The 22,584-nt window shown below is 57.7% G+C and carries 19 protein-coding genes, 1 tRNA gene and 1 pseudogene; 7 read left to right on the plus strand and 14 right to left on the minus strand.

The genetic code is table 11. The features are described 5' to 3' along the window. Nucleotides 1-10 precede the first annotated feature (10 nt). The 4 genes from QPL96_RS00565 to QPL96_RS00580 all read right to left on the minus strand — a co-directional run bounded on the left by QPL96_RS00565 (nucleotide 11) and on the right by QPL96_RS00580 (nucleotide 5,450). Nucleotides 11-1,024, minus strand: coding sequence for a metallophosphoesterase (locus QPL96_RS00565; protein WP_303284890.1), 1,014 nt, complete (start codon nucleotides 1,022-1,024; stop codon nucleotides 11-13). 2 nt (nucleotides 1,025-1,026) lie between these two features. Then, on the minus strand, nucleotides 1,027-1,911 hold the full coding sequence (locus QPL96_RS00570) for an NAD(+) kinase (protein WP_303284892.1): 885 nt from the start codon (nucleotides 1,909-1,911) through the stop codon (nucleotides 1,027-1,029). A 113-nt stretch (nucleotides 1,912-2,024) separates the two neighbouring features. Continuing rightward, on the minus strand, nucleotides 2,025-3,272 hold the full coding sequence (locus QPL96_RS00575; protein WP_303284893.1) for a DNA repair protein: 1,248 nt from the start codon (nucleotides 3,270-3,272) through the stop codon (nucleotides 2,025-2,027). A 108-nt stretch (nucleotides 3,273-3,380) separates the two neighbouring features. After that, nucleotides 3,381-5,450, minus strand: coding sequence for an NADPH-dependent 2,4-dienoyl-CoA reductase (locus QPL96_RS00580; protein WP_303284894.1), 2,070 nt, complete (start codon nucleotides 5,448-5,450; stop codon nucleotides 3,381-3,383). Nucleotides 5,451-5,594: 144 nt separating this feature from the next. On the opposite strand from QPL96_RS00580, the gene QPL96_RS00585 reads away from it, so the two are divergent. Next, nucleotides 5,595-6,644 (plus strand): AraC family transcriptional regulator, encoded by a 1,050-nt coding sequence (locus tag QPL96_RS00585; RefSeq protein ID WP_303284896.1) that lies wholly within the window; start codon nucleotides 5,595-5,597, stop codon nucleotides 6,642-6,644. Nucleotides 6,645-6,844: 200 nt separating this feature from the next. Here QPL96_RS00585 and QPL96_RS00590 read toward each other — a convergent pair. After that, nucleotides 6,845-6,921: transfer RNA gene (locus QPL96_RS00590), tRNA-Asp, on the minus strand. 153 nt (nucleotides 6,922-7,074) lie between these two features. Next, nucleotides 7,075-8,106 (minus strand): AraC family transcriptional regulator, encoded by a 1,032-nt coding sequence (locus QPL96_RS00595; protein ID WP_303284897.1) that lies wholly within the window; start codon nucleotides 8,104-8,106, stop codon nucleotides 7,075-7,077. A 276-nt stretch (nucleotides 8,107-8,382) separates the two neighbouring features. Here QPL96_RS00595 and QPL96_RS00600 point away from each other — a divergent pair, with 276 nt between their 5' ends. Continuing rightward, the gene (locus QPL96_RS00600; RefSeq protein WP_303284898.1) at nucleotides 8,383-9,258 is read left to right on the plus strand and encodes a MaoC/PaaZ C-terminal domain-containing protein; all 876 of its coding nucleotides are present in this window, start codon (nucleotides 8,383-8,385) and stop codon (nucleotides 9,256-9,258) included. Nucleotides 9,259-9,271: 13 nt separating this feature from the next. Here the strand turns inward: QPL96_RS00600 and QPL96_RS00605 are convergent, their stop codons facing one another. Genes QPL96_RS00605 through QPL96_RS00615 form a run of 3 tightly spaced genes read right to left on the minus strand, consistent with a single transcriptional unit; the run spans nucleotide 9,272 to nucleotide 13,977 of the window. Beyond that, nucleotides 9,272-10,855 (minus strand): response regulator, encoded by a 1,584-nt coding sequence (locus tag QPL96_RS00605; RefSeq protein WP_303284900.1) that lies wholly within the window; start codon nucleotides 10,853-10,855, stop codon nucleotides 9,272-9,274. Nucleotides 10,856-10,902: 47 nt separating this feature from the next. Then, a complete protein-coding gene (gene fixJ / locus QPL96_RS00610; protein WP_303284902.1) occupies nucleotides 10,903-11,529 on the minus strand; it encodes a response regulator FixJ in 627 nt (208 codons plus the stop codon). A gap of 39 nt (nucleotides 11,530-11,568) precedes the next feature. Further along, complete coding sequence (locus tag QPL96_RS00615) at nucleotides 11,569-13,977, minus strand: Lon protease family protein (RefSeq protein WP_303284903.1); 2,409 nt, start codon at nucleotides 13,975-13,977, stop codon at nucleotides 11,569-11,571. 217 nt (nucleotides 13,978-14,194) lie between these two features. On the opposite strand from QPL96_RS00615, the gene QPL96_RS00620 reads away from it, so the two are divergent. Continuing rightward, entirely contained in the window at nucleotides 14,195-14,572 is a 378-nt protein-coding gene (locus QPL96_RS00620) for a PilZ domain-containing protein (protein ID WP_303284904.1), read from the plus strand. 24 nt (nucleotides 14,573-14,596) lie between these two features. Here QPL96_RS00620 and QPL96_RS00625 read toward each other — a convergent pair. The 3 genes and pseudogenes from QPL96_RS00625 to pncC form a co-directional block, all read right to left on the minus strand. Beyond that, nucleotides 14,597-14,740, minus strand: a pseudogene (locus tag QPL96_RS00625) (flavodoxin family protein); the annotation flags it as partial. Between the two features lie 20 nt (nucleotides 14,741-14,760). Further along, complete coding sequence (gene recA / locus QPL96_RS00630; RefSeq protein WP_303284905.1) at nucleotides 14,761-15,807, minus strand: recombinase RecA; 1,047 nt, start codon at nucleotides 15,805-15,807, stop codon at nucleotides 14,761-14,763. A 164-nt stretch (nucleotides 15,808-15,971) separates the two neighbouring features. Beyond that, nucleotides 15,972-16,472, minus strand: coding sequence for a nicotinamide-nucleotide amidase (pncC, locus tag QPL96_RS00635; protein WP_303284906.1), 501 nt, complete (start codon nucleotides 16,470-16,472; stop codon nucleotides 15,972-15,974). A gap of 317 nt (nucleotides 16,473-16,789) precedes the next feature. Between pncC and QPL96_RS00640 the strand changes: the two genes are divergently transcribed. From QPL96_RS00640 to fdxA, 4 genes are all read left to right on the plus strand, one after another. Beyond that, nucleotides 16,790-17,071 carry a type II toxin-antitoxin system Phd/YefM family antitoxin gene (locus tag QPL96_RS00640; protein ID WP_303284907.1) on the plus strand — a complete coding sequence of 94 codons (282 nt, stop codon included), beginning with the start codon at nucleotides 16,790-16,792 and terminating at the stop codon, nucleotides 17,069-17,071. Beyond that, a complete protein-coding gene (locus QPL96_RS00645) occupies nucleotides 17,068-17,394 on the plus strand; it encodes a type II toxin-antitoxin system RelE/ParE family toxin (RefSeq protein ID WP_303284909.1) in 327 nt (108 codons plus the stop codon). Before QPL96_RS00640 ends, QPL96_RS00645 begins: the two co-directional genes overlap by 4 nt. 245 nt (nucleotides 17,395-17,639) lie before the next feature. Further along, a complete protein-coding gene (gene mutS, locus QPL96_RS00650; protein ID WP_303284911.1) occupies nucleotides 17,640-20,285 on the plus strand; it encodes a DNA mismatch repair protein MutS in 2,646 nt (881 codons plus the stop codon). 152 nt (nucleotides 20,286-20,437) lie between these two features. Next, nucleotides 20,438-20,761 carry a ferredoxin FdxA gene (gene fdxA, locus QPL96_RS00655; RefSeq protein WP_117620474.1) on the plus strand — a complete coding sequence of 108 codons (324 nt, stop codon included), beginning with the start codon at nucleotides 20,438-20,440 and terminating at the stop codon, nucleotides 20,759-20,761. Between the two features lie 67 nt (nucleotides 20,762-20,828). Here the strand turns inward: fdxA and QPL96_RS00660 are convergent, their stop codons facing one another. Beyond that, nucleotides 20,829-21,443: a LysE family translocator gene (locus tag QPL96_RS00660; protein ID WP_303284912.1), complete on the minus strand. Its 615-nt coding sequence runs from the start codon at nucleotides 21,441-21,443 to the stop codon at nucleotides 20,829-20,831. A gap of 57 nt (nucleotides 21,444-21,500) precedes the next feature. After that, nucleotides 21,501-22,535: a hypothetical protein gene (locus QPL96_RS00665; RefSeq protein WP_303284913.1), complete on the minus strand. Its 1,035-nt coding sequence runs from the start codon at nucleotides 22,533-22,535 to the stop codon at nucleotides 21,501-21,503. Nucleotides 22,536-22,584: the final 49 nt, after the last annotated feature.

Here is a 22,584-nt window from a genome sequence, read left to right on the forward strand (position 1 = left end):
TCCATAGGGTCTAGCGTGCAACACTGTCTTCACTGGTGGAATAATCCGGCTGCTCCGGCCGCTCCACCTCCACCCAGACAAACTTGTCCCGGGAAAGTGCCCGCTCTCCGTCCATCCGGTAGGCCACCAGCCGGCCGTACTTCACGGCGCTGAAATCAATACAGGCAACGTTGGACCTGAGCGGCGCCGGCTCACCCTCCATCCAGTAATGCCCGACGAAGACCGGCGGTGCCTCCAGGGGGTAGCTGATCAACTGCTTTCGTTCGTTCTCCGTTAACACACGGCGCGCCACTTCCGGCGGCAGTGGGTCCGGCTGGAACACAACATCGGCATACGTGTGGGGATCATCCGCCCAGAACTTGGTGCGGAAAAACTCACGGACATAGCCGTCCTTTCCGGCAATTGACATGCCCTCGGGCAGCCGCAGATCCGTGCCACGAAGAAGGGTATCCATCACCTGCCCGGCGAAAGACTCAATGGCCGCCGAGGCGTGCAGGAAATCCTCGTCAATACAGGCATCTCCCTGCACCCGCTTGAATTTCTCGATCAGGTCGCCATCCCAGCAGGCATGAACCGCCCGGAAACTCTCACCCTCAATGAACAGGGGAATAGTGTAAAACCACTCAAGAAACTCATTCCACTCGTGGGGGTAGGCTTCAAACTGATCCAGTGTCTCCTTGATCAAGCGGTCATGACGGGCGTTGTGCTCTCGCAACCACTTCTTGCCACTGCCCGGACGGGCTCGGGTGCAGTAGCCCAGGGCGTTGTATTCATGGTTACCCATAACAATCCGGGCCGAGCCATGCTCCACCATATCTCTGACAAGATGCAGCGCCTCCCGGATACGGGGGCCCCGATCAATGATATCGCCAATGAAAATGGCCTGCCGGCGTGAGTGCCGGTACACACCGTTGACCTTGCGATAACCCATCTGATCGAGGAGCCTGGCGAGCGTGTTCGCACAGCCGTGTACATCGCCAATGATGTCATAACCGCGGCTCGCGGCTTGTCTGTTTCCAGCCATGATCAACTCGCTGATATTTCGCTAGCCCAGCCAAGCTTGTCACGGCAGGTGGCATAGAAATTGTGGTCGGTGGGATGGATCAACCGGATCTTGAACGGCTTTTTGGTGATGCGGATGATATCGCCCGGCGCACAGGCGATGTTCATCTGGCCGTCGAAACTGATTTGCGGATAGGTTTCGTTGGTCTCACCGATCACCAGCTTGATTTCACTCTTGCCGTCAACCACGATTGGCCGGCTACTGAGAGTGTGGGGGAACATCGGCACCAGAACAATGGCGTCCAGCTTGGGGTGCATAATCGGCCCGCCTGCCGACAGTGAGTACGCCGTCGATCCCGTGGGCGTGGAAACGATCAGGCCGTCCGAGCGCTGACTGTAGACAAAGTGGCCATCAATAAACAGGTCAAAACCGATCATTCGGGTGGATTTACCGGGATGCAGCACCACATCGTTCAGGGCCGTGCCAAACCCCAGGGGCTGGCCGTTGCGCTCAACGTTGCCGTCCAGCAGGAATCGTGTCTCCTCCATGTATTCGCCTTCCAGAACCTTTCCGAGGCGTTCCTCAAGATCGGAGGGGTAAATGTCAGTCAGGAAGCCCAACCGGCCACGGTTCACCCCAAGCAGGGGAATCTTGGATTTGGCAAGCTCACGGGCGGCACCCAGCAAACTGCCATCACCCCCGACCACGATAACCAAATCACAGATTTCGCCCAGCAGTTTCTTGCTCGCCACCTGCAGCCCGTGCCCAGGCAGCATGCTCGCTGTGTCTTCTTCGAGAATGACGTGGTAGTTGTGGGTAATCAGGTACTGTTTGAGCTGGCGTAGTGATTCAACCACTTTCACGCTGCCCATACGACCAATCACACCAATGTTCCTGAACTGATCCATGAGGTTTCCTGTGCTGTCGGGATACGGCGGGGACAAACGAAACCATTACCCCGGTGACAATCTGGGGTACAGTTTAACGAAAGTCACCCCGATACTGAAAAAACTTCCCGCACTCAGTCCTGGTGTTTCTCGCAGCAGTCATCAATCCCCGGACGGAACTCCGCCGGCTGACTGATACGAAGAATCGGCTCACCGCAACGCTTACCACCCTCGTCTTCATGGGTACAGACGGGATTTTCGTAGTGCTCCAGCCATTCCCGGTAGGCAGGCTCGTTCATGCCGCATCGATCAGCCGCGTAGGCGGTGGGGTTGTTGAAGTAGGCTTCGATGTCGTCGTAGGGCAGCGTCACATGCCCGACGCCGGGATGATAGGCCACCAGGAACACCGACTGGCGCTTGAGGTGATCGAGGATGGAGTTTTCGGCGGGCTCCCGGTGCCGAAGCTCGTGATTTTCCTGCTCAAGGGCTACAATCTTGTCGTCCCGCAGCTCCAGCTCCCTTTGCCGGCGCTCGAGCTGCTCCCGCAGCAGCACCATCTCTGCATCCGCGTTTGCATCGTCCCGCTGCTTGTCCTCGCCACCGGAGACCATCTGCTCCTGCATGGTCAGGTATTGCTCATTGCGTTCCGCCAGGCGCTTCTTGAGCTGCTCATTGCGAAGGCGCTGGCGCTCGTATTTCTGCTCAAGATTTGCCATTTCACTGCGCAGGCCCTGCATTTCCAGCCGATGCTCCCGCTGGATATCCGACAGGGAATCCCGGTGAACGCTTTGCAGTGTCTTGATCCGCAGGCGCTGTTCCCGGATAAGCTGTGCCAGGCGGGAGCGATTCGCGGCAGCCGCGGACTCTTCCGGATCGGCCGAATCCTCGGCCTGGGCACTTAGAACCGGAATGTTTTCTTCCTGAACCGGTTCAATCTTGCGGAATTTGAGGTTATTCACCTCAACCGCTTTGCGAATCGCCTGAAAGTGGTTGTTCCCCGGCGTCATATCCGGGTCCCACAGGTCTTCCTTGTACTGGGGATCAGGGCACTGGCTACGGCAAACAAGGCGGATAGCGCCACCACCCATGTCGGGCCCCTTGGCACCACGCCCTGCCAGCGCCTCAATAGGCAGGTTCCAGTGGCTGTCTGCCCGGCCCTCCTCATCAAACCAGATCCGGAAAAACACCAGAGCCTGCACAAGAAGATCATCGCTCAGCTCGACCAGAACAGCCCTGACTTCGGTTTCGGCGAGATCAGACAGGCCCACATAGCCGTCCAGGAAGGCGCCGAATTCGCTGGCACGCATCTCGCGCGCCACCTGGCTGCCCTCCATGAAAAATACCGCCGAATAACCCTCGGCTGCCTGGCCGGCAGACTCCATTGCTGACTCCCATGATTCAAAGATTGGACTGACTCAAACGTAATAGTCTAGCCAGACAATCCTTGCTGCACAGGGAAAAACTGCAACATTTTGTGATCGTGTTTGCGCTTACAGCTCCGCAGCCAGGCGACTTCCCTGATTGATGGCCCGCTTGGCATCCAGCTCCGCCGCGACATCCGAACCACCGATCAGATGAACCGGCAGCTCGGCAGCCTCCAGATCCGCCTGCAGTTCACGCAACGGCTCCTGCCCTGCACACACGATGATCGTATCCACGGGCAACACCCGATCCTCACCGTGCTCTGCCCCTTTCGGCGTAACCGTGATATGAAGCCCTTCGTCATCAATCTTGCGGTAGGTTACCCCGGGGACCATTTGAACCTCTCGATTCTTGAGAGAGGTACGGTGAATCCAGCCCGTGGTCTTGCCGAGGTTTTTGCCTACCTTGGAGGCCTTACGCTGGAGCAGGTAAACCTCGCGGGCAGGTTCGGGAACCTCTGGTGTAACGCCCTGGATGCCGCCGCGATGCTCAACGCTCAGATCGACACCCCACTCACGCATGAAGAGTTCGGTATCCAGCGCCGCAGAGGTCCCCTTGTGAACGATAAACTCGGAGACATCAAAGCCGATGCCACCGGCGCCGATAACCGCCACTCTCTGGCCAACCGGTTTGCGCTCCAGAAGAGCATCCAGATAGCCAATCACCTTCGGGTGATCAATTCCCTCAATGTCCGGGGTCCGCGGCTTGACGCCGGCAGCCAGAATCACCTCGTCAAAGCCGCCGGCCTTGAGATCATCGGCGCTGACCCGGGTGTTCAGCCGCACATCCACCCGATGCTTGTCCAGCATGACCCGGTAATAGCGAAGGGTTTCAAAAAACTCTTCCTTGCCCGGAATCAGCTTGGCCACGTTGAACTGGCCACCAATTTCGCTGCCGGCGTCAAACAGGGTTACTTTGTGGCCCCGCTCCGCGGCCACAGAGGCAAACGCCAGGCCCGCAGGACCCGCACCGACCACCGCAATGGATTTCGGCGCAGACGTTTTCACGTAGGTCAGCTCGGTCTCGTGGCAGGCCCGGGGATTTACCAGGCAAGAAGTCAGCTTGCCGCTGAAGGTGTGGTCAAGACACGCCTGATTGCAGCCAATGCAGGTGTTGATCTCATCGGCCCGGTCTTCCGTGGCTTTCAGGACCAAGTCAGCGTCCGCGAGGAAAGGACGGGCCATGGACACCATATCGGCATCTCCTTCGGCCAGAATCTTTTCGGCAACATCCGGCATGTTGATCCGGTTGGTGGTTACCAGCGGAATACTCACCTCACCCTTCAGGCGCGCAGTCACCTTGGTAAAGGCACCGCGGGGAACCGACGTGGCGATGGTGGGCACACGGGCCTCATGCCAGCCGATACCGGTATTGATGATGGTCGCGCCGGCCTTTTCAATTTCTTTCGCCAGGTACACCACCTCTTCCCAGGTGCTGCCATCTTCAATGAGATCCAACATGGAGAGACGGTAAATCAGGATAAAGTTCTCACCCACCCGCTCACGAACCCTGCGCACAATTTCAATCGGCAGGCGGATACGATTCTCGTAGCTGCCACCCCAACGGTCGGTCCGATGGTTGGTATGGGAAACAATGAACTGGTTGATGAAATAGCCTTCCGAACCCATTACCTCAACGCCGTCATAGCCGGCACGTTGCGCCAGTGCGGCACAATCCGCGTAGTCCTGGATCTGCTTTTCGATGCCCGCCTCATCCAGTTCCTTGGGCTTGAAGGGGTTGATCGGTGCCTGGATGGCCGAAGGTGCCACCAGCTCCGGAGAGTAGGCATAACGGCCGGCGTGGAGAATCTGCATGCAGATTTTACCCTCTGCCTCATGCACGGCCCCGGTGATAATCCTGTGTTTGTCGGATTCTTCATCGGTGGTCATTTTGGCGGCATGCTGAAACACGCCACCTTCAACATTCGGTGCAATTCCTCCGGTAACGATCAGACCGGCACCGCCACGGGCGCGCTCTGCGTAAAACGCCGCCAGGCGCTCAAATCCGTTTTTAGCCTCCTCGAGACCGGTGTGCATGGAGCCCATCAGGGTACGGTTGCGCAACTTGGTAAACCCAAGGTCCAACGGCTCAAGCAGGTTAGGATATTTGGCAACGCCCGGCGTCGTGCTTGTGGTCATGTTCTGTCTCCTCATCGTGATCATCGGCGGGCTTGCAGGGCCCTGCTCGTTATTGGGCCCTAAATTACCGATGTGCCTTGCGATCAACAATATCCTGGAATAACATTTTATTATCTTTGAATAACATATCAGACAAAGGCTTCAATGAGCACGCAATCGACAGGCGCCCGGCAAATCCGTAATTCCCTCGGAGATATCAGCGTTCTCTATGCTTCCGTACTGATGCGGGCTGCCGCGGCGGAGGGTGCGGATACCACGGAACTGGCATCCCGTTTCCAGCTTGACCGGCAGACACTGACCTCACCCGCCGCACGCATCAGCATCCCTCGCTTCATGCGCCTTGGGCACGCGGCGATCAGTGAAACCGGCAATCCGGCCCTGGGGTTACGTATGGGCGCGCTGTCACGGCCTGTCGATGCCGGCATCGCCGGGCTTGCCGGGGAAACTGCCTGCACCGCTGGGGCGGCCATCAGCACGCTGGTCCGTTACGCCCTGCTGACCAGCAGGAACAGCCGCGGCAACCCGACCATCAAGCCGGAAACCCGACAGGTGCAGTTTTACTCGATTCGTCCTTACAACGGCTTCAACTACTTTGTGGTGGATTCGGTGCTGGCAGCCTGGACCGAGTTCCTTCGCACCGTCACCGGTCACTATCACGTTCTGGAAAAGGTCACCATTGAATATCCGGCCATCGGCCTGGATGAGGTGTTCGAAAGCTGGTTCCGTTGCCCGGTACACTTCGGAGCACCGGCAAACAGCCTCACTGTCCGCCGGGATATCTGGGAAAGCCCGAGCCTGCAGGCGCAGCCAGCCATGCACGAAAAACTGTCTGAACTTTGCGAGCGCGAGATGCAGCAGATCCGGCGGGGCTGGACAACCGGAGACCGGGTAAAAAACCTTCTGACCCCTCTGTTCCGGGGCGAAACACCCAGCCTGGACACTATTGCCATGAAACTTGGCGTTACGCCCTGGACACTGCAACGACAGCTGGCAGCGGAAGGGACGGGGTTTAGGGAACTGGTGGATGAAACACGGAAACATCTGGCCCGGGATTATATCCGGGAAACCAACATATCACTGGCAGAGATTGCTTGGCTTCTGGGGTTCGCCAATCCCGCTGCGTTCCACAAAGCTTACCGGCGGTGGTTCAGCCTTAGCCCCGGGGAGCATCGAAAACGGACCAGGAACCCCTAGAGCTCAGTGGCGTCGTCCCAGCCGGCATCGTCTTCATATTCTTCAAACTGGCTTTCAATCAATTCTTCTTCATAATCCCGCATAACTATCCTCCTGTTTTCTGATTCAGAAACAGACTAGATTGGGTGTATGACAAGCAAATGACATACTGGCTAACTTGTGAAGACTTAAGTGGCAAAACGACAAACAGGAGGGAAAAGTGGCGGAGCGGACGGGACTCGAACCCGCGACCCCCGGCGTGACAGGCCGGTATTCTAACCAGCTGAACTACCGCTCCGCGTGAGTCATCACACGTCTTGCCTTCAGAAGGCAGTGCAGTCAAGGGTGTGACTGCTCGGTGACAACGAGGGCGCATTATAAAGAGGCGCCCCGTTATGTCAACGCTTTTCCTGAAAAAAGTTCAGAAGCCGCGCCGCTTTACATCACCCCTTTACATCGCACCAACCATGGCGTCCCGGCCCTGTGCGGTTTTGCGGTACACGATCGGGGTCATACCAGACCAGCGCTTGAACGCCCGGTAGAAAGTGCTCGGCTCCGAGAAGCCGGTGAGATATACGATTTCATCAATGGATTCGTCAGTGGTTGCCAGCAGTTGGCGCGCCAGCCGGTAACGGAAATCAGCCAGTACCTGGTTGAAACTGGTTTCGGCTTCCGCCAGGCGGGTACGCAGGGTTCGCGGCTTGATGCCCAGGCGCTCAGCCACCGCATCCAGAGTTACCTCGCCGCTATCCAGAAGTTCTGCCACAATCCGCTCCACCTGCCCGACAATATCTCTCTTCTCAAGCCGGGCCACCTGCTCGCTCGCAAATCGCTCATGGAGGTCCAGAAGCTCGGGCTCAGCATGAGGCGACGCGTGGGAAAGCAGAGCAGCAGGGAAATAAAGACGATTCTCTTCAGCACCGAAGGAAACCTCACAGCCGAGCACCTCCCGCACATAATCCTGGCCGTCGGCCCGCTCGTGCTCAAACTCGATGCGTGAGGGATGGAAGTTATCATCGGTGATGGAGCGGAAAAAGGTGATCAGCCCCTGCACGAAGCATTCGTTGAAATGCCGCAGCCGGCGGACATCATCAGACGCAGCGTCCAGCACCATGCAGGCGTCGTCACCTTCAATAAAGAAATCCGTGTTGGCGGCATCGCTCAGCAACCGCTGGTAATTCTGCGCGCGCCGTAACCCTTCGCCGAAAGTCGGGCTGCTCAGGAAAAGGTATTCCAGTACCTGGCCTTTGTAGACGGGCAACAATTGCCCCAGGTGCAACCCGACATCCGGATCGCCGGAGACGTCTTCGACGGCCTGCCAGAAGTACATCTGGGCACTGTGGGGGGTTCGGAGCTGCTCGGTATAGACGTAATTCTCATCCACCCCCAGGCGGCTGAAGATGGCATTGGTGTCGATTCCCTTCTTTTTCATCGCCTCATAGATCAGGCGCAACATCACTCCCGCGTCACGAAGTTCCTGCATAAGATCCCGCTTTTTTTTATTGGATTACGACTACTTTGACCGCCCGGCCAATTGCCGTAGCACGCCAGGTCAATGCCAGATCTGGCAGGGTTTGCCAGACTTGTCGGGCCTGAAAAAGCGCCCTATTAGACAATCGTCTTATAATAGAGCATATCAGGCCACAAACACACAGTTGTACCAGTTTGTAAAAATACCCATGACCTTCGCGACAAAACTTTCCGTGATGGTAATGCCATACTGACCGTAACCGGCAAAGACGGTGAAGGAGAACGACCCATGCCAGAGACTCCCGTTTATCACAAATCACCGCCGTCCTTGCTGCCGCTTTACGGCAAGGCATTGCTGGCAAGGCAGGGAAAGAGCGGTGGCAACATTACTATCCCGGCATTGTCTGCCAGCCTGCTGGGCGTCAGCACCGGCGGCGACACCCTGAAACGCTACCAAAAGGTTTGCGGGTTCGCGCCGCACAACCACTTACCGCTCACCTGGCCCCATGTACTGGCTTTCCCTCTGCACCTGAAGCTGCTGACTGAGAACAGCTTTCCCTTGCCGCTACTCGGCCTGGTGCACCTGAGAAATGTCATTAGCCAGCACCGGCCAATCGCAGCCGGCGAAATCCTGGATATCAGCGTACGTCTGGAAAACTCGGTAAAGAGCAGCCGTGGGGTGGAGTTTGATCTGATCACTCAGGCCCGTTCTGCAGGTAAGCCAGTCTGGGAGGAGGCGAGCACGACCCTGTTCCGACAACCGCAAGGTAATGGGAAATCATCGGACCAAAAGGCCCCGCCTGAACTGGAACGCTATCCCAACACACTGAGCCTGAAGGCGGAAGAATCCATTGGCCGCCAGTATGCCCGGGTGTCCGGGGACAGCAACCCGATTCACATGCACGCCCTGAGCGCCAGGGTCTTCGGTTTTCCCCAGGCAATCGCCCACGGCATGTGGACCAAGGCCCAGGCACTGGCACTGCTGGAACAACAGGAAGGTTGGCGACCGGGCGCCATCAGGGTCAGCTGTCAATTCAAGAAACCACTGTTCCTGCCGGGCACAGCCCAATTGAACTGGCAAGCGGAGGACAAAGGCTGGGACTATCAGGTGCTGAATGCCAAAGGCGACGCGCCACACCTGAGCGGACGCATCGACTGGCTCTGACCCGGGAGCTTCCCTAACTCTGAGAAGCCGCGTTTTCCGGTGCGCAGGGGGAACCCTGGGCACCGGCGACCGGAAGGGTGAAGTAGAAACAGGCGCCGCCGTCTTCCGGGCGCACGAAACCGATGTCTCCGCCCTGGGCCTGAATCAGGGAGCGGCAGGTCGAGAGGCCGATGCCCATACCCTCATCCTTGGTGGTAAAAAACGGCAGGAACAGTTTTTCCTCGGCGCCGTCAGGCAGGCCAACTCCGTGGTCGCGCACCTGGATTCGCACACAGCTGTCACCCTGACGGCTGGCCGATACCTCAACAGGCGCCGTTGAATCCACGCAACTGGTCGCTTCCAGGGCATTCCGGATCAGGTTCAGAGCAACCTGTTGCACCTGAACGGGGTCAGCCAGAACGTCAGGCAAATCCGCTGGCACCGAAACCTCTATGGCACCCTTGTTATTGCGCATATCCACCTCGGCAAACTGCCGGGTGTCCTCCAGTAGCGCGGATACCGATAGCACTTCCTTGCCGGTTGCCGGTTTCTTCATAAACCGCCGGATTCGCCGGATGATCTCGCTGGCGCGATGGGACTGGGCTTCGATCTTGTCCAGGGTCTCCTGGAGCAGGCCCATATCCACCGATTCTTTCGCCATCATCCGCTTGGCGACCCGGGCGTAGTTGGTTATTGCCGTCAGCGGCTGATTGACTTCATGGGCGACGCCCGCGGCCATTTCGCCCATGGTCGTCAGGCGTGAGGTATGGGCCAGTTGATCCCGCTGCTCCTGCACCAGTTGCCGAGCCTCTTCCAGGGCCTTCTCGTTATCCAGCTCGGCAGTGATGTCCCGAAACACCACAACGGCACCATGGAGCCCGCCTCCATCCCGCTTGGGGGTTGAACGATACTCCGCCGGAAAACCGGTTCCGTCAGCCCGGAGTATACGGATATCCCGCCGGTTTTCGGCAACACCCTGCTGACAGGTTGCTTTTACCGGCAGGCCGTCCGGATTGTCCCCCGCCGTGGCGAAATGGGTTTCGAAGAAGTTTCGGCCGATCAGCTCTTCCACCGGGCAGCCGACAATCAGTGCCGCTGCTGGATTGGCAAACTCGATAACGCCGTTCTCATCAAGGCCGTAGATGCCCTCGCTGATGGAATTCAGGATGCGGGCCTGGTCACCCTGGAGCTCGCGGTTACGGGCCTGCAGCTCTCTTTCAAGGCGGGTAACCGAGGCATGGGTTTTCACCCGGGCAATCACTTCCCGGGACTGGAACGGCTTGGAAATGTAGTCGGCTCCACCCAGGGAAAAGCCTTTAACCTTGGCCTGCAGATCATCGAGGGCGGAAAGGAACACCACGGCACAATCCGCTGTCTCAGGATCGGCTTTGAGGCGCTCACACACCTCATAACCATCCATCTCCGGCATCATGATATCCAGGAGAATCACTTCAGGCTGGTGGCGGTGGGCAAGGTCCAGGGCCTTTTCGCCTTCATTGGCAATCAGCAGCCGGTAGCCTTTGTCTTTCAGGGTCTCATAGAGGACTTTGAGGTTCTGCGGATTGTCATCCACAAGCAGAACCGTCACCTCCGAGTTCTCGCTGACAGGATCAGTCATATATTCAAGGCCGGTTAAAAAAACGTAACCGTATGATGCCGACGGGATCACCGTGCGTCGATAAGGTCCTTTACGGACAGGACCATACGAACCAGATGTGCCAGGGAATGGGTGCCCATCTTGTGCATAACCCGGGAGCGGTGGATCTCCACCGTACGCTGGCTGATCTCCAGCTCAATGGCAATCACCTTGTTGGCCTGGCCGGCGATCATCCGGTCCATGATCTCGTGCTCCCTGGGAGTCAGGCTCTTGATACGGCGGATGATCTCCTGCTTTTCATCCAGGGATTTGCGCTGTTCCAGATCCTGCTTCAGCGCCGCCTCGATTTTTTCCAGCAGCGCCTCTTCGCGATAGGGCTTCTGGATGAAGTCCACGGCCCCTTCTTTCATGGCATCAACCGCCATGGGCACATCACCGTGCCCGGTCACAAAAATAATCGGCAGGATGGAGTGCTTTTCATTCAGCTTCTTCTGCAGTTCCATGCCGTCCATGCCGGGCATGCGGATATCCAGCACAATACATCCCGCCATTTTGTCGGAATAATCCTTCAGGAACGCCGTTGCGCTCTTATAGGGCCTGACCGGCTTGCCGTCGGATTTCAGCAGCAGCTCCAGGGAATCGCGGACTGCCTCATCGTCCTCTACCACGTATACGGTTTGCTGGATGTCAGTCATGGGCGTGTTCTCTCCTGTCCGTTTTCTTAGAATTACCGGTCAGTGGATTGACGGGTCTTTGTGATCATCACGTGCATGTTCCTGCCGCTCGTGTTCCCGCATTTTTTCAAGTCGTTGCTGGATAATGCCAAAAACACTCTGCTTCGGGTACCTGCCTTTGTCATCGGCCTTGCCCGCAGGCTTACCCAGAAGCAGGGTAATAGCCTCCTCAACGCGGGCAACCGCATACACGGCAAACCGGCCCTCACGCACCGCCTGCACCAATTCGCTATCGAGCATCAGGTTCTGCACGTTCGTGATTGGCACGATCACGCCCTGGGTTCCCGAGAGCCCACCCTTGAGCTGACAGGTTGTGAAAAAGCCTTCCACTTTCTCGTTCACGCCGCCAATGGGCTGAACCTCGCCAAACTGATTCACAGATCCGGTAATCGCCAGATCCTGACGGACCGGAATGCCGGACAGGGAAGATACCAGCGCGCACAACTCCGCAAGAGAGGCGCTGTCACCATCCACCTCACCGTAGTTCTGCTCAAAGGTCAGACTGGCCGACAGATGCATCGGGTCGTTAACCGCAAAATGGGAAGCCAGCCAGGAACTCAGGATCATCACGCCCTTGGAGTGAAGGTTGCCGCCGAGCTTCACATCACGCTCTATATCCATCACCGCGCCATCTCCATAATAGCAGGTAGCGGTCACACGGTTGGAAAGTCCGAATTCAAACCCGCCCGTGGACAACACCGACAGCGCATTCACCTGGCCAACGCAGGTTCCACCAGTAGTTACGAGTGTCGAGCCATCACGGATGGAATCGTAGAACTGGTCGCGAATCCGACTGCCGCGGTATTTGGCGCTTTCCAGAGCCCGCTCCACATGAGTATCCTGGATCAGCCGCGCCCCAGCCTGCCGGGCCCAGAAATCCGATTCCCGAAGCAGATTGGCGATATCCGCCGCATGCAGAGACAAACGATCCTGATGCTCGGCCATGCGCGCACTGTGCTCAATGATCCGGGCGACCGCCTTGTTTGAGCAATGCAGCAGTTTTTTCTCGCTTACCAGGCTGGCAATGAACTTGGCGTACAGCAACTGACTGTCATCAGAGCGGTACATCTCATTCTCGAAATCCGCCGTTACCCGGAACAGCTCGGCAAATTCCGGGTCGTACTCCTGCAGCAGCATCCAGGTTTCGCGATCACCAAACAGCACAATTTTGACATCCAGCGGTACGGATTCCGGTTCGATGGAAATGGTGCCGGAAAGGGTCAGCTCCCGTTCCAGGGAGTTAATCTGTATCGATTTCGAACGCAGGGCGCGTTTAAGCCCATCCCACACGAAAGGCTGCTCCAGCACCTTGATAGCGTCCATCAGCAGGTAACCGCCGTTGGCCCGATGCAGGCTGCCCGGGCGGATCAGTGAGAAGTCGGTAAACACGGTGCCCTTGTAGGTCACGTTCTCCACATACCCGAACAGGTTGTGATAGGTGGGATTGTCCTCCACCACCATGGGAACCTCGTTGGTTTTCTGGTGCACCAGCACGTTCACCAGGTATCGGCGGGGCATCTTCTTGTCGAGGGACGCGTAGGCAATCGCCGCCTGCTCCTCGTTATCGTCCAGGAAAATCTCAAGGTTCTCCACCAGATCTGCCCGGACCGCCTCAAAAAATGCAACCACGTTGGGGAGATCCTTGTACTTCTCGATCAGTTCATCAATCTGATGGCCCGAAATACTCTCCAGGGTCTCCTGGTTCAGCGCCTGTTGTTTGTCAGCGTATTCCTGTTCCCAGTCCGCGAGTTTGCGCAGGGCCTGCCGAAGCTTTTTCTCCAGCTTGTTGATGATGTCTTCGAACTTGTCACGCTGCTCATCTGTCAACGCCTGGAAGGATTCCACGGTGTGGGGTTCCTCGCCATTCATGGCAACCAGCCGGTAACCGCCAGGCGTGGTAACGGTCAGGCTGACTTTTTTGCGTTTGGCCTGGGCAGCCACTTTTCCCAGCTCATCTTCCTGTTTTTTGCCGTATTCATTCTTCAGCTGTTCCGAGCGCTCAAGAAAACTGTCGCTGTCGAAGGTCTGGGGAATCACCTTTACCAGGCGACTCATCAGCTTTTCCATATCCTGCTTGAGCTGGGTCCCCTTACCCGCCGGAAGCTGTAACAGCTTCGGAATACGGGGCTCCTCGAAGTTGGCTACGTAGCACCAGTCATGGCTCTGCTGATCGGTATCCACATGGTGCTCCAGGTAACGCAGCATCATGGTGCGCTTGCCCAGGCCGTTTCGGCCAACGGCGTACACGTTGTAACCGCCATGGGGCATCGCCAGGGCAAAACGCACGGCTTCCTGGGCACGGTTCTGGCCCACTATTTCGGCCAGAGGTTCCAGTTGCCTGGTGGTTTTGAACGGCAGATCTTTCAGAACACAGGCTTTGTAAAGCTGGTGCAGGGGCAGTGACTTCAAGGTTCGGTCCTGTAACGGTTGACTCATTGGCCGGTCATTGTAGATTCTGCAGTCGGCCATGTCGCGTTCAGCGACCAGATTTCTGGGTCCGCGCACAATACGCCGGGATTTGTTAGTCAGTTCACAGTTTTGCCAGCGTTCATTTTTCAGGCAGTTGTTCCGGAACTACACTTCATCTCCCGACAATAAAGACAATGCACGCAACGGATGCCCGTGTATGAGCAGTGATTCCGCAGATCGCAGAATCAAGGATCGCTACCCAGCCTCCTGCCTGAAGGTTCAGCTTCGGGAGCGCGGCTTTTTTGGCCGTGGCAAACCCGCCACGCCCGTCACCTGCCTGGATCTTAACCGCTACGGCATGGCAATACTGTGCCCCAGGCCAGTGGATCCGGGCGCCCGGCTATTCATGGACTTTGACGGCAAGTACATCAGTGAATCGAGGGTGTGCGCCCGGGTGGTGGACTGTCAGCCGTTCCAGACCGGTTATCGCATCAGCGTGCAGTTCAGCTACTGCCGGGACAAGAAAGGGTATTCACGAGCGGTGGACAACGCCCTGTCACGAATCGAAGGCTTCTATAACCGATTCGCCAGCTAAGCCATTCCCGCGCCGTCAGAAAAGCCCGGCATCCAGGGGAGCAAGGACCGTTACCTCAACGTTTTCGATGTCTTCATGGCAGGCACCCTGCTCCACGGCTTGCTGCAGTTTGAGGGTATTCGGGGAAGGCGCATGGGCAACAATGAGCAGTTTCTTTTTGCCATCCATACATCCTCCCCGGCACAGGTTTAGAGCAATTCGCCGCTGACTTCAGCCGGCACCTCTTCGGCTTCCTTTTTGGAGACCGGCTTAGGCATCAGCTTATCACGCACCGCCGCTTCGATTTCGTTGGCTATATCCAGGTTTTCTTCCAGGAACTTGCAGGCGTTGGCCTTGCCCTGGCCGATCTTGTCACCCTTGTAGGCATACCAGGCACCGGACTTGTCAACAAAGCCTTCTTTTACGCCCATATCCAGGACTTCCGCCATGTGGTAGATGCCCTTGCCGTACATGATCTGGAACTCGGCCTGCTTGAACGGGGGCGACACCTTGTTCTTGACAACTTTAACCCGGGTTTCGTTGCCCACAACTTCGTCACCGTCCTTTACCGAGCCAATGCGGCGGATGTCCAGACGCACGGAGGAGTAAAACTTCAGGGCGTTGCCGCCGGTGGTGGTTTCGGGCGAGCCGAACATGACACCGATTTTCATACGGATCTGGTTGATAAAGATCATCAGGCAGTTGGCGTGCTTCACGTTACCCGTCAGTTTCCGCAACGCCTGGGACATCAGTCGCGCCTGGAGGCCGACGTGGCTGTCGCCCATTTCACCCTCGATCTCCGCCTTCGGCGTCAGGGCGGCAACGGAGTCGACGATAATCACGTCTACCGCATTGGAACGGACCAGCATGTCGGCGATTTCCAGGGCCTGCTCACCGGTATCCGGCTGGGACACCAGCAGCTCGTCTACGTTAACACCCAGCTTTTCGGCGTAGATCGGGTCCAGAGCATGCTCAGCATCCACGAAGGCACAGGTTTTACCGGCCTTTTGGGCCTCGGCAATCACCTGCAGGGTCAATGTGGTTTTACCGGAACTTTCCGGACCGTAGATCTCACAGATACGACCGTAAGGCAGGCCGCCAATACCCAGGGCGACATCCAGCCCGAGGGAGCCGGTGGAGACTGCGGGAATGGCTTCACGGGGCTGGTCGCCCATTTTCATCACGGCGCCCTTGCCGAACTGGCGCTCGATCTGGCCCAGTGCTGCGCTCAATGCTTTCTTGCGGTTGTCTTCCATCAGTGCAAACCCTCTGTCGCCTTGGCCACCGGAGCCGTGAGGACTCCGGCAGCGGAATAGTGAATCGGGAATCCGTACAGTGTAACCAGCCAATTCCCTGTATATTTGAACAGTATTAAAACATAACCGGCAAGAGAGACCAACCCCTCTTGATGTGAGAGCCGTCAGAGTTCATTCAAAAACTCGCTAACCCCCTGAAGGGCAAAGAGAACCGCCTGTCGCCTGACCTGGCCCCGGTTGCCCTCAAAGTGCCTGACCACCGCCACAGTGTCAGCCGGGGCACTCCCCCAGGCAAACCAGACAGTGCCCACAGGCTTTTCCTTGCTGCCACCGCCGGGACCGGCCACACCACTGATGGCCACGGCAATGTCGGCGCCTGTCGCCACCAGGGCGCCGGCGACCATTTCCCGCACTACCGGCTCGCTGACCGCTCCGTGTTCATCCAGCGATTTGCGGGTAACTCCCAACAGGCCCTGCTTGGCCTCATTGCTGTAGGTTACAAGGCCACCAAGGACATAAGCCGAGGAACCAGCCCGGTCGGTCAGCACCTTGGCCACCCAGCCGCCGGTGCAACTCTCTGCGGTAGCAACGGTACGGCCGGTCCGCAGCAGCCGTTCACCGAGACGATTACCCGCCTCTTCCAATTCGTGATCGCTGGCCAGCATAATGACCTCCTTCATTTCATCGCGGCCATTATTTTCTTACAATTCACGCCTTCATCAAAGCAAGGCAATCCGGACCCGTCCATGTCAGCAGCTCAGACCGATCTTTCCAAGCACACGCCCATGATTCACAGGTGTTTTACACTTGTTTAATAAGGATATTATTAAGATTAACAGCATAAAAGCTACACTAAACGGCCAGTGACTTGCTCCCACCAGTTCCGGTCGGCGCCTTTTACAAACCGTAATCCGCTTTGCATTGGTACCAAATACGGTCTATATTTGGTACGTTCTGGAATCAGAGATACGGCGGACACATCATGAAACTCAGCGAATCGGTCAAACCCATCAGCTACCTCAAAAGTCATACGGCCGAGGCCTTACGAGATGTCAACGAGGGCCAGCGGACCCTAGTGATTACCCAACACGGTGAAGCCAAGGCGGTTCTCCAGGACATCGCCAGTTACGAACAAACACAGGAATCGCTGGCGCTGCTCAAGATGCTGGCCCAGAGTTCCAAGTGCATTCGAGAGGGGCGCAGCAAGCCCGTCAAAACGGCCTTCGCGGATATCCGCAAACGCATCAAGGAAAGCACCGGGTGACACGCTATCGCGTCCGGGTTTCAGAAGAAGCGGAACAGGACCTGATCGACATCTACCGTTACGTTGCAACCCATGACTCGGTGGAGAAGGCAGCGTACGTGTTGGAGCAACTGGAACCGCTCTGTTCGAGCCTTGCCGAACTGCCCATGCGAGGCCATATCCCGCCCGAACTGGACCGGGTCGGCGTGACGAATTACCGGGAGGTTCACTTCAAGCCGTATCGTGTCATCTACGAGGCCATCGGGCAGGACGTCTTTGTTCATTGCGTCCTGGATGGGCGACGAGACATGCAGTCGTTACTTGAGCGGCGCCTGGTTCGGTAGGGGCTACCTACACTTCCGCGTTCGCGCAGTAGGTTCGCCTGCTGGACTCTAACCGCACATGGTAACATTGCTTTCATTGCCAAGCAGATGGGTCACAAGGACTATTCCATGTTGGTTAAAGTCTATGGCCGGTGGATGGATTCGGAGTCTGAAAATGGGGTCAGATGAAAATTTCATCTGACCCGGAATTCATCTGGCAAGAGTTGCAGAAAGCGGTGCGTTTTGCCCCAAGCTAATGAGGAAGTATGCCGAAAGTCAGTAACGAAGCGCCCTCCAGCGAGTTATCCAAGCACACCCCGATGATGCAGCAATACCTGAAGATCAAGGGCCAACACCCCAATGAACTGGTGTTTTACCGCATGGGGGATTTCTACGAGCTGTTCTATGAAGACGCCAGGAAAGCGGCCGAGCTGATGGACATCACCCTGACCGCCCGCGGCCAGTCCGGGGGCAACCCGATTCCCATGGCGGGCATTCCCTATCACTCGTCTGAGGGCTACATTGCCCGACTGGTGCGGGCAGGTCAATCCATCGCCATTTGTGAGCAGATCGGTGACCCGGCCACCAGCAAGGGTCCGGTTGAGCGTCAGGTGGTCAGGATTGTTACACCCGGCACTCTGAGTGACGATGCTTACCTCGAAGACCGCCGGGACAACCTGCTGGTGGCCATCTATAACCAACGGGAGCAGTTCGGTTTTGCGTCGCTGGATATCTCCAGCGGTCGTTTTGCCGTGTCTGAGCTGGAGAACCTGGAAGCCCTGCAAGGGGAACTCCAGCGGCTGCGACCGGCGGAAATCCTGATCAGCGAGGATTTTCCCTATCAGGAAGTACTGGAAGGCTTTACCGGAATCAGGCGCCAGGGCCCCTGGCTGTTCGAATTGGACACCGCACGCCGGGTGATCACCCAGCAGCTGCAGGTGCGGGACCTGACCGGTTTCGGCTGTGGGGACCTGAATCTCGCAGTTTGTGCCGCCGGCTGTCTGCTGCAGTATGCCAGGGAAACCCAGCGCACCGCCCTGCCCCATATTCGCAAGCTCACCCGCGAACGGCGGGATGAAGCGGTGATTCTCGATGCCGCCAGCCGCCGCAACCTGGAAATTGACACCAACCTGATGGGCGGCCATCAGTACACCCTGGCCTGGGTGATGGATCGCACCGCAACCGCCATGGGTGGGCGGGAGCTTCGGCGCTGGCTGAACCGACCGCTGCGGGATGTGGATATTGTCCGCCAGCGCCAACAGGCGGTGTCCGCACTCCTGGACGGGTTTCATTACGAACCCGTGCACGATCTGCTGAAAACCGTTGGCGATATTGAGCGGGTCCTGGCCCGGGTAGCCCTGCGTTCAGCGCGCCCACGGGACCTGGCACGGCTTCGGGATGCCTTCCAGGCCCTGCCGGACCTGCAGGAAACCCTGAAACCGGTCAATTCGCAGCATGTCGTCAAACTGGCAACCACCATTGGCGAATACCCGGAACTGGCGGACCTGCTGGAACGCTCCATCATCGACAATCCTCCGGTCGTGATCCGCGATGGCGGGGTCATCCGGGAAGGGTTCGACGAAGAACTGGACGAGCTTCGCAACATCAGCGAAAACGCAGGCCAGTACCTGCTGGATGTAGAGACCCGGGAGCGGGAACGCACCGGCATCAGCACCCTGAAGGTGGGCTACAACCGGGTTCACGGCTATTACATCGAGATCAGCCGGGCCCAGTCTGATCGGGCCCCGGTCGATTATATCCGCCGGCAGACCCTGAAGAATGCCGAACGCTTCATCACCCCGGAACTGAAGGAATTCGAAGACAAGGCCCTGAGTGCCAAGAGCCGTGCACTGGCCCGGGAGAAAGGGCTGTACGATGACGTGCTGGAAACCTTGGCCGGGCAACTGGCACCGCTACAGGATGCGGCCCAGGCTTTGGCCGAGCTCGACGTGCTGAGCAATTTTGCGGAGCGGGCCACCTCTTTGCGCTTCTCGGCGCCGGAATTCAGCGAATCCCCGGGCTTTGACATCGAGGAAGGCCGTCATCCAGTGGTGGAGCAATTGCTCGACGAGCCCTTTGTACCCAACGATCTGCTGATAGACACCCAGCGGCGAATGCTGGTGATTACCGGCCCGAACATGGGCGGTAAATCCACCTATATGCGCCAGGCCGCACTGATCGCCCTGCTCGCCTACACCGGCAGCTTCGTGCCCGCCAACCGCGCGGTAATCGGCCCGGTGGACCGCATATTTACCCGAATGGGTTCCTCGGACGACATCGCCGGTGGTCGCTCCACCTTCATGGTGGAAATGACCGAAACCGCCAACATCCTGCACAACGCCACCGAGCACAGCCTGGTGCTGATGGACGAAGTGGGCCGGGGCACCAGCACCTTTGATGGCCTGTCGCTGGCCTGGGCGACTGCCGAGCACCTGGCCCGGGAAATCCGTTGCTACACCCTGTTTGCCACCCATTATTTCGAGCTCACGCAACTGGCGGATGAGCTGCAACACGCGGTGAACGTGCACCTTACGGCCACAGAGCACGACGACAGCATCGTGTTCCTGCACAATGTTCATGATGGCCCGGCCAGCCAGAGCTACGGGCTTCAGGTGGCAAAGCTGGCCGGCGTGCCCCAGGATGTGATCCGCAACGCCAAAACCCAGCTTTCCCATCTGGAAGGCAGTGCAACCCCCACGGCACCAGCCGCCGCGGGCGGCGACCCGCAAAACGACAAACCGCCCGCCAAACCGGCAACGCAGGTCAGCGAACCTGCTTACCAGGGCGATATGTTCGCGAGTCTTGAGCCCAGCGCCGTGGAAGAAGCGCTCAAGGAGCTGGATCTGGATGGGCTAACCCCCCGGGATGCCATGAATCGGCTGTACGAACTCAAGGCGCTGATGAAGAAATAGCGGAAAATTGACCTGTGTAATAAGGTTATAGCAGCCCAACGCTTGCGGCTATACGGGTCGCTCCCTACAATATCGCGCACTAAAACATAACGGTGGCGCCCACGACGGCGCCCCTGATGAGACTGACCGACCACTGGACCAGGGATCTGACTATGGCGTTTATCGTTACTGATAACTGCATCAAGTGTAAATATACAGACTGCGTGGAAGTCTGCCCGGTAGACTGCTTCTACGAAGGCCCCAACTTTCTGGTAATCGACCCGGACGAATGTATCGACTGCGCCCTGTGCGAGCCTGAGTGCCCGGCCGAAGCCATTTTCTCGGAAGACGAGCTGCCTGCCGATCAGGTCCAGTTTGTGGAGATTAACGCCGACCTGGCCGCAAAGTGGCCGAACATCACCGAGAAAAAAGATCCGCTGCCAGATGCCGAAGAATGGGATGGCAAGCCGAACAAACTCCAGTATCTGGAGAAGTGATTTACGAAACTGAATAAAGGGAGGCCGAGGCTTCCCTTTTTCTTTGCCTGCTCAGTGTCCGGAAGCCTCAGATGCTTGCCAGCTTCGCCCCCATGGCCACAAAAAATCCGCCAGTGAGCCCGCTCAGCACTCGCTTCAGCCTCGCATTCACGCCCAGGCTCCGAAAACTCACCACCATCCAGGCCAGACCGCACTGCCAGAGCATCGCCAGCAGGAAATGGACCCCGGCCAGCATCAGGGATTGCTGAAAGGCGTTACCGGCAGGGTCAACAAACTGTGGCAACAACGCCATATAGAACAGCGCGGTTTTCGGATTCAGCACGTTGGATAACAAGCCCTCCCGGAAAGAAGTCATCAGGGGGACACTCCGACGCGCAACCGTCACGGCTTGCACCGAAGGCTCTCCCCCTCGCCTCAGGGCCTGACGCAACGAGCCGATTCCCAACCACACCAGATAGCAGGCACCGGCCCACTTCAACGCCGAAAATGCCCAGACGGTCTCCACCAGCAGGAGGGAAATACCCAGGGCCGAGAGAGTCGCGTGAGCAAACAGACCACTAGAGATGCCCACGCTGGTCACGCAGCCATCCCTCAAGCCGCCGCGGCCGGTATTACGCATCACCAGCAGCGTATCGACACCCGGCGTCATGGTGAGCAATGTGATGGCAGCCAGATAGGCCAAGAACAGGTCCGGGATCAAAGTCTTACCTCTCCAAACATTCCAGGGAGCCGGGAATAATCAGGCCTCCTGCCGAAGAATCTTGCGCGCAGCGGCAGACGTGTAAAAAGGTGTGAGCCGCCGCCTAACCAGGGCCTCAACATAGCCCTCTTCCCGTAAAACGTCTATAACCGGAATTGCGTAGGTATCCACTTCCGCCATCACCACCTCCCGGGTGACGCCCATGTCCCCGAGCAGGTCAGTGATCGGACGTTCGCCGTACTTCACAAACAGGTGGGAAACCACCGCCCGGGCACAGCCTTCAAAGTATTCGGTCTTGCGGAACCGCAACCAGAACTCATACCCGAGCACCACAAATTCCTGCAGCTCGACATCCCCCAGGCCTTCACGCAGTTCCGAAATCGTGCGGCCCTCCAGCGACACCCAGGCGGCCATCACGCTGTCGCGCAACTCGTCATCGGACAGCGCCCGGTGCAGGAACTGCTCACTGCGGCTGATCAGGCCCGGCAGGCTGTCGGATAGCCAGACTTTGAGCCGCCGCTCGAAGGTTTCATCCAGGCCCGGCACGGCCCTGTTGGCCAGGCGCTTGCCAAACTTCATCATCGAGCCAATACCCGGCACGGATTTGGTGATCAGGTTGTCCTCGTACAGATAGTTCACCAATCCGTGGTACACCACATTGGACACCAGTTCCTGATACACCGGATGAGCCATGATCTCGCTGATCACCCGCTCCCGCTGGCGCTTCAGCTCCAGCGCCTCTTCCAGGAAGCCGGTGGCCTGTTCACGGGTCATAATCTCGCCCAGGGTCGTCCTGGACTGCACCTCGGCATTGAGTACCTCGGTGGCCATTTCCGCCGCCAGCTCGGGAATCCCTGCGTCCAGTTCCATATCCATCACAATACGCTGAATCACGCCCATCACCTGCTCTTCCGAAGTGATGCGGTTCAGGGTTATCTCACCGGCATAACCCCAGAGCTCATCCAGTTCCTGCTCCAGAAACCTGTGCAGCCTGGCGCCCTTTAGTGATGCCAGCTCATGTTTTACATGCTGTTCCAGAAGTTCAGTGGCGAGATCCGTTTTGCCTTTGGTCATGGCATCTGATGTCCTGTTGTTGGAATGAAACACACTGCACAAAGGCTAA

The organism is Marinobacter sp. SS8-8, from assembly GCF_030540945.1.
GTDB lineage: Bacteria > Pseudomonadota > Gammaproteobacteria > Pseudomonadales > Oleiphilaceae > Marinobacter.

Bases quoted from the DNA above. Each gene is read 5' to 3' on its own strand.
- QPL96_RS00565 (WP_303284890.1), bottom strand. From the start codon at position 1,024: ATGGCTGGAAACAGACAAGCCGCGAGCCGCGGTTATGACATCATTGGC.
- QPL96_RS00570 (WP_303284892.1), bottom strand. From the start codon at position 1,911: ATGGATCAGTTCAGGAACATTGGTGTGATTGGTCGTATGGGCAGCGTG.
- QPL96_RS00575 (WP_303284893.1), bottom strand. From the start codon at position 3,272: ATGGAGTCTGCCGGCCAGGCAGCCGAGGGTTATTCGGCGGTATTTTTC.
- QPL96_RS00580 (WP_303284894.1), bottom strand. From the start codon at position 5,450: ATGACCACAAGCACGACGCCGGGCGTTGCCAAATATCCTAACCTGCTT.
- QPL96_RS00585 (WP_303284896.1), top strand. From the start codon at position 5,595: ATGAGCACGCAATCGACAGGCGCCCGGCAAATCCGTAATTCCCTCGGA.
- QPL96_RS00595 (WP_303284897.1), bottom strand. From the start codon at position 8,106: ATGCAGGAACTTCGTGACGCGGGAGTGATGTTGCGCCTGATCTATGAG.
- QPL96_RS00600 (WP_303284898.1), top strand. From the start codon at position 8,383: ATGCCAGAGACTCCCGTTTATCACAAATCACCGCCGTCCTTGCTGCCG.
- QPL96_RS00605 (WP_303284900.1), bottom strand. From the start codon at position 10,855: ATGACTGATCCTGTCAGCGAGAACTCGGAGGTGACGGTTCTGCTTGTG.
- fixJ (WP_303284902.1), bottom strand. From the start codon at position 11,529: ATGACTGACATCCAGCAAACCGTATACGTGGTAGAGGACGATGAGGCA.
- QPL96_RS00620 (WP_303284904.1), top strand. From the start codon at position 14,195: ATGAGCAGTGATTCCGCAGATCGCAGAATCAAGGATCGCTACCCAGCC.
- recA (WP_303284905.1), bottom strand. From the start codon at position 15,807: ATGGAAGACAACCGCAAGAAAGCATTGAGCGCAGCACTGGGCCAGATC.
- pncC (WP_303284906.1), bottom strand. From the start codon at position 16,472: ATGCTGGCCAGCGATCACGAATTGGAAGAGGCGGGTAATCGTCTCGGT.
- QPL96_RS00640 (WP_303284907.1), top strand. From the start codon at position 16,790: ATGAAACTCAGCGAATCGGTCAAACCCATCAGCTACCTCAAAAGTCAT.
- mutS (WP_303284911.1), top strand. From the start codon at position 17,640: ATGCCGAAAGTCAGTAACGAAGCGCCCTCCAGCGAGTTATCCAAGCAC.
- fdxA (WP_117620474.1), top strand. From the start codon at position 20,438: ATGGCGTTTATCGTTACTGATAACTGCATCAAGTGTAAATATACAGAC.
- QPL96_RS00665 (WP_303284913.1), bottom strand. From the start codon at position 22,535: ATGACCAAAGGCAAAACGGATCTCGCCACTGAACTTCTGGAACAGCAT.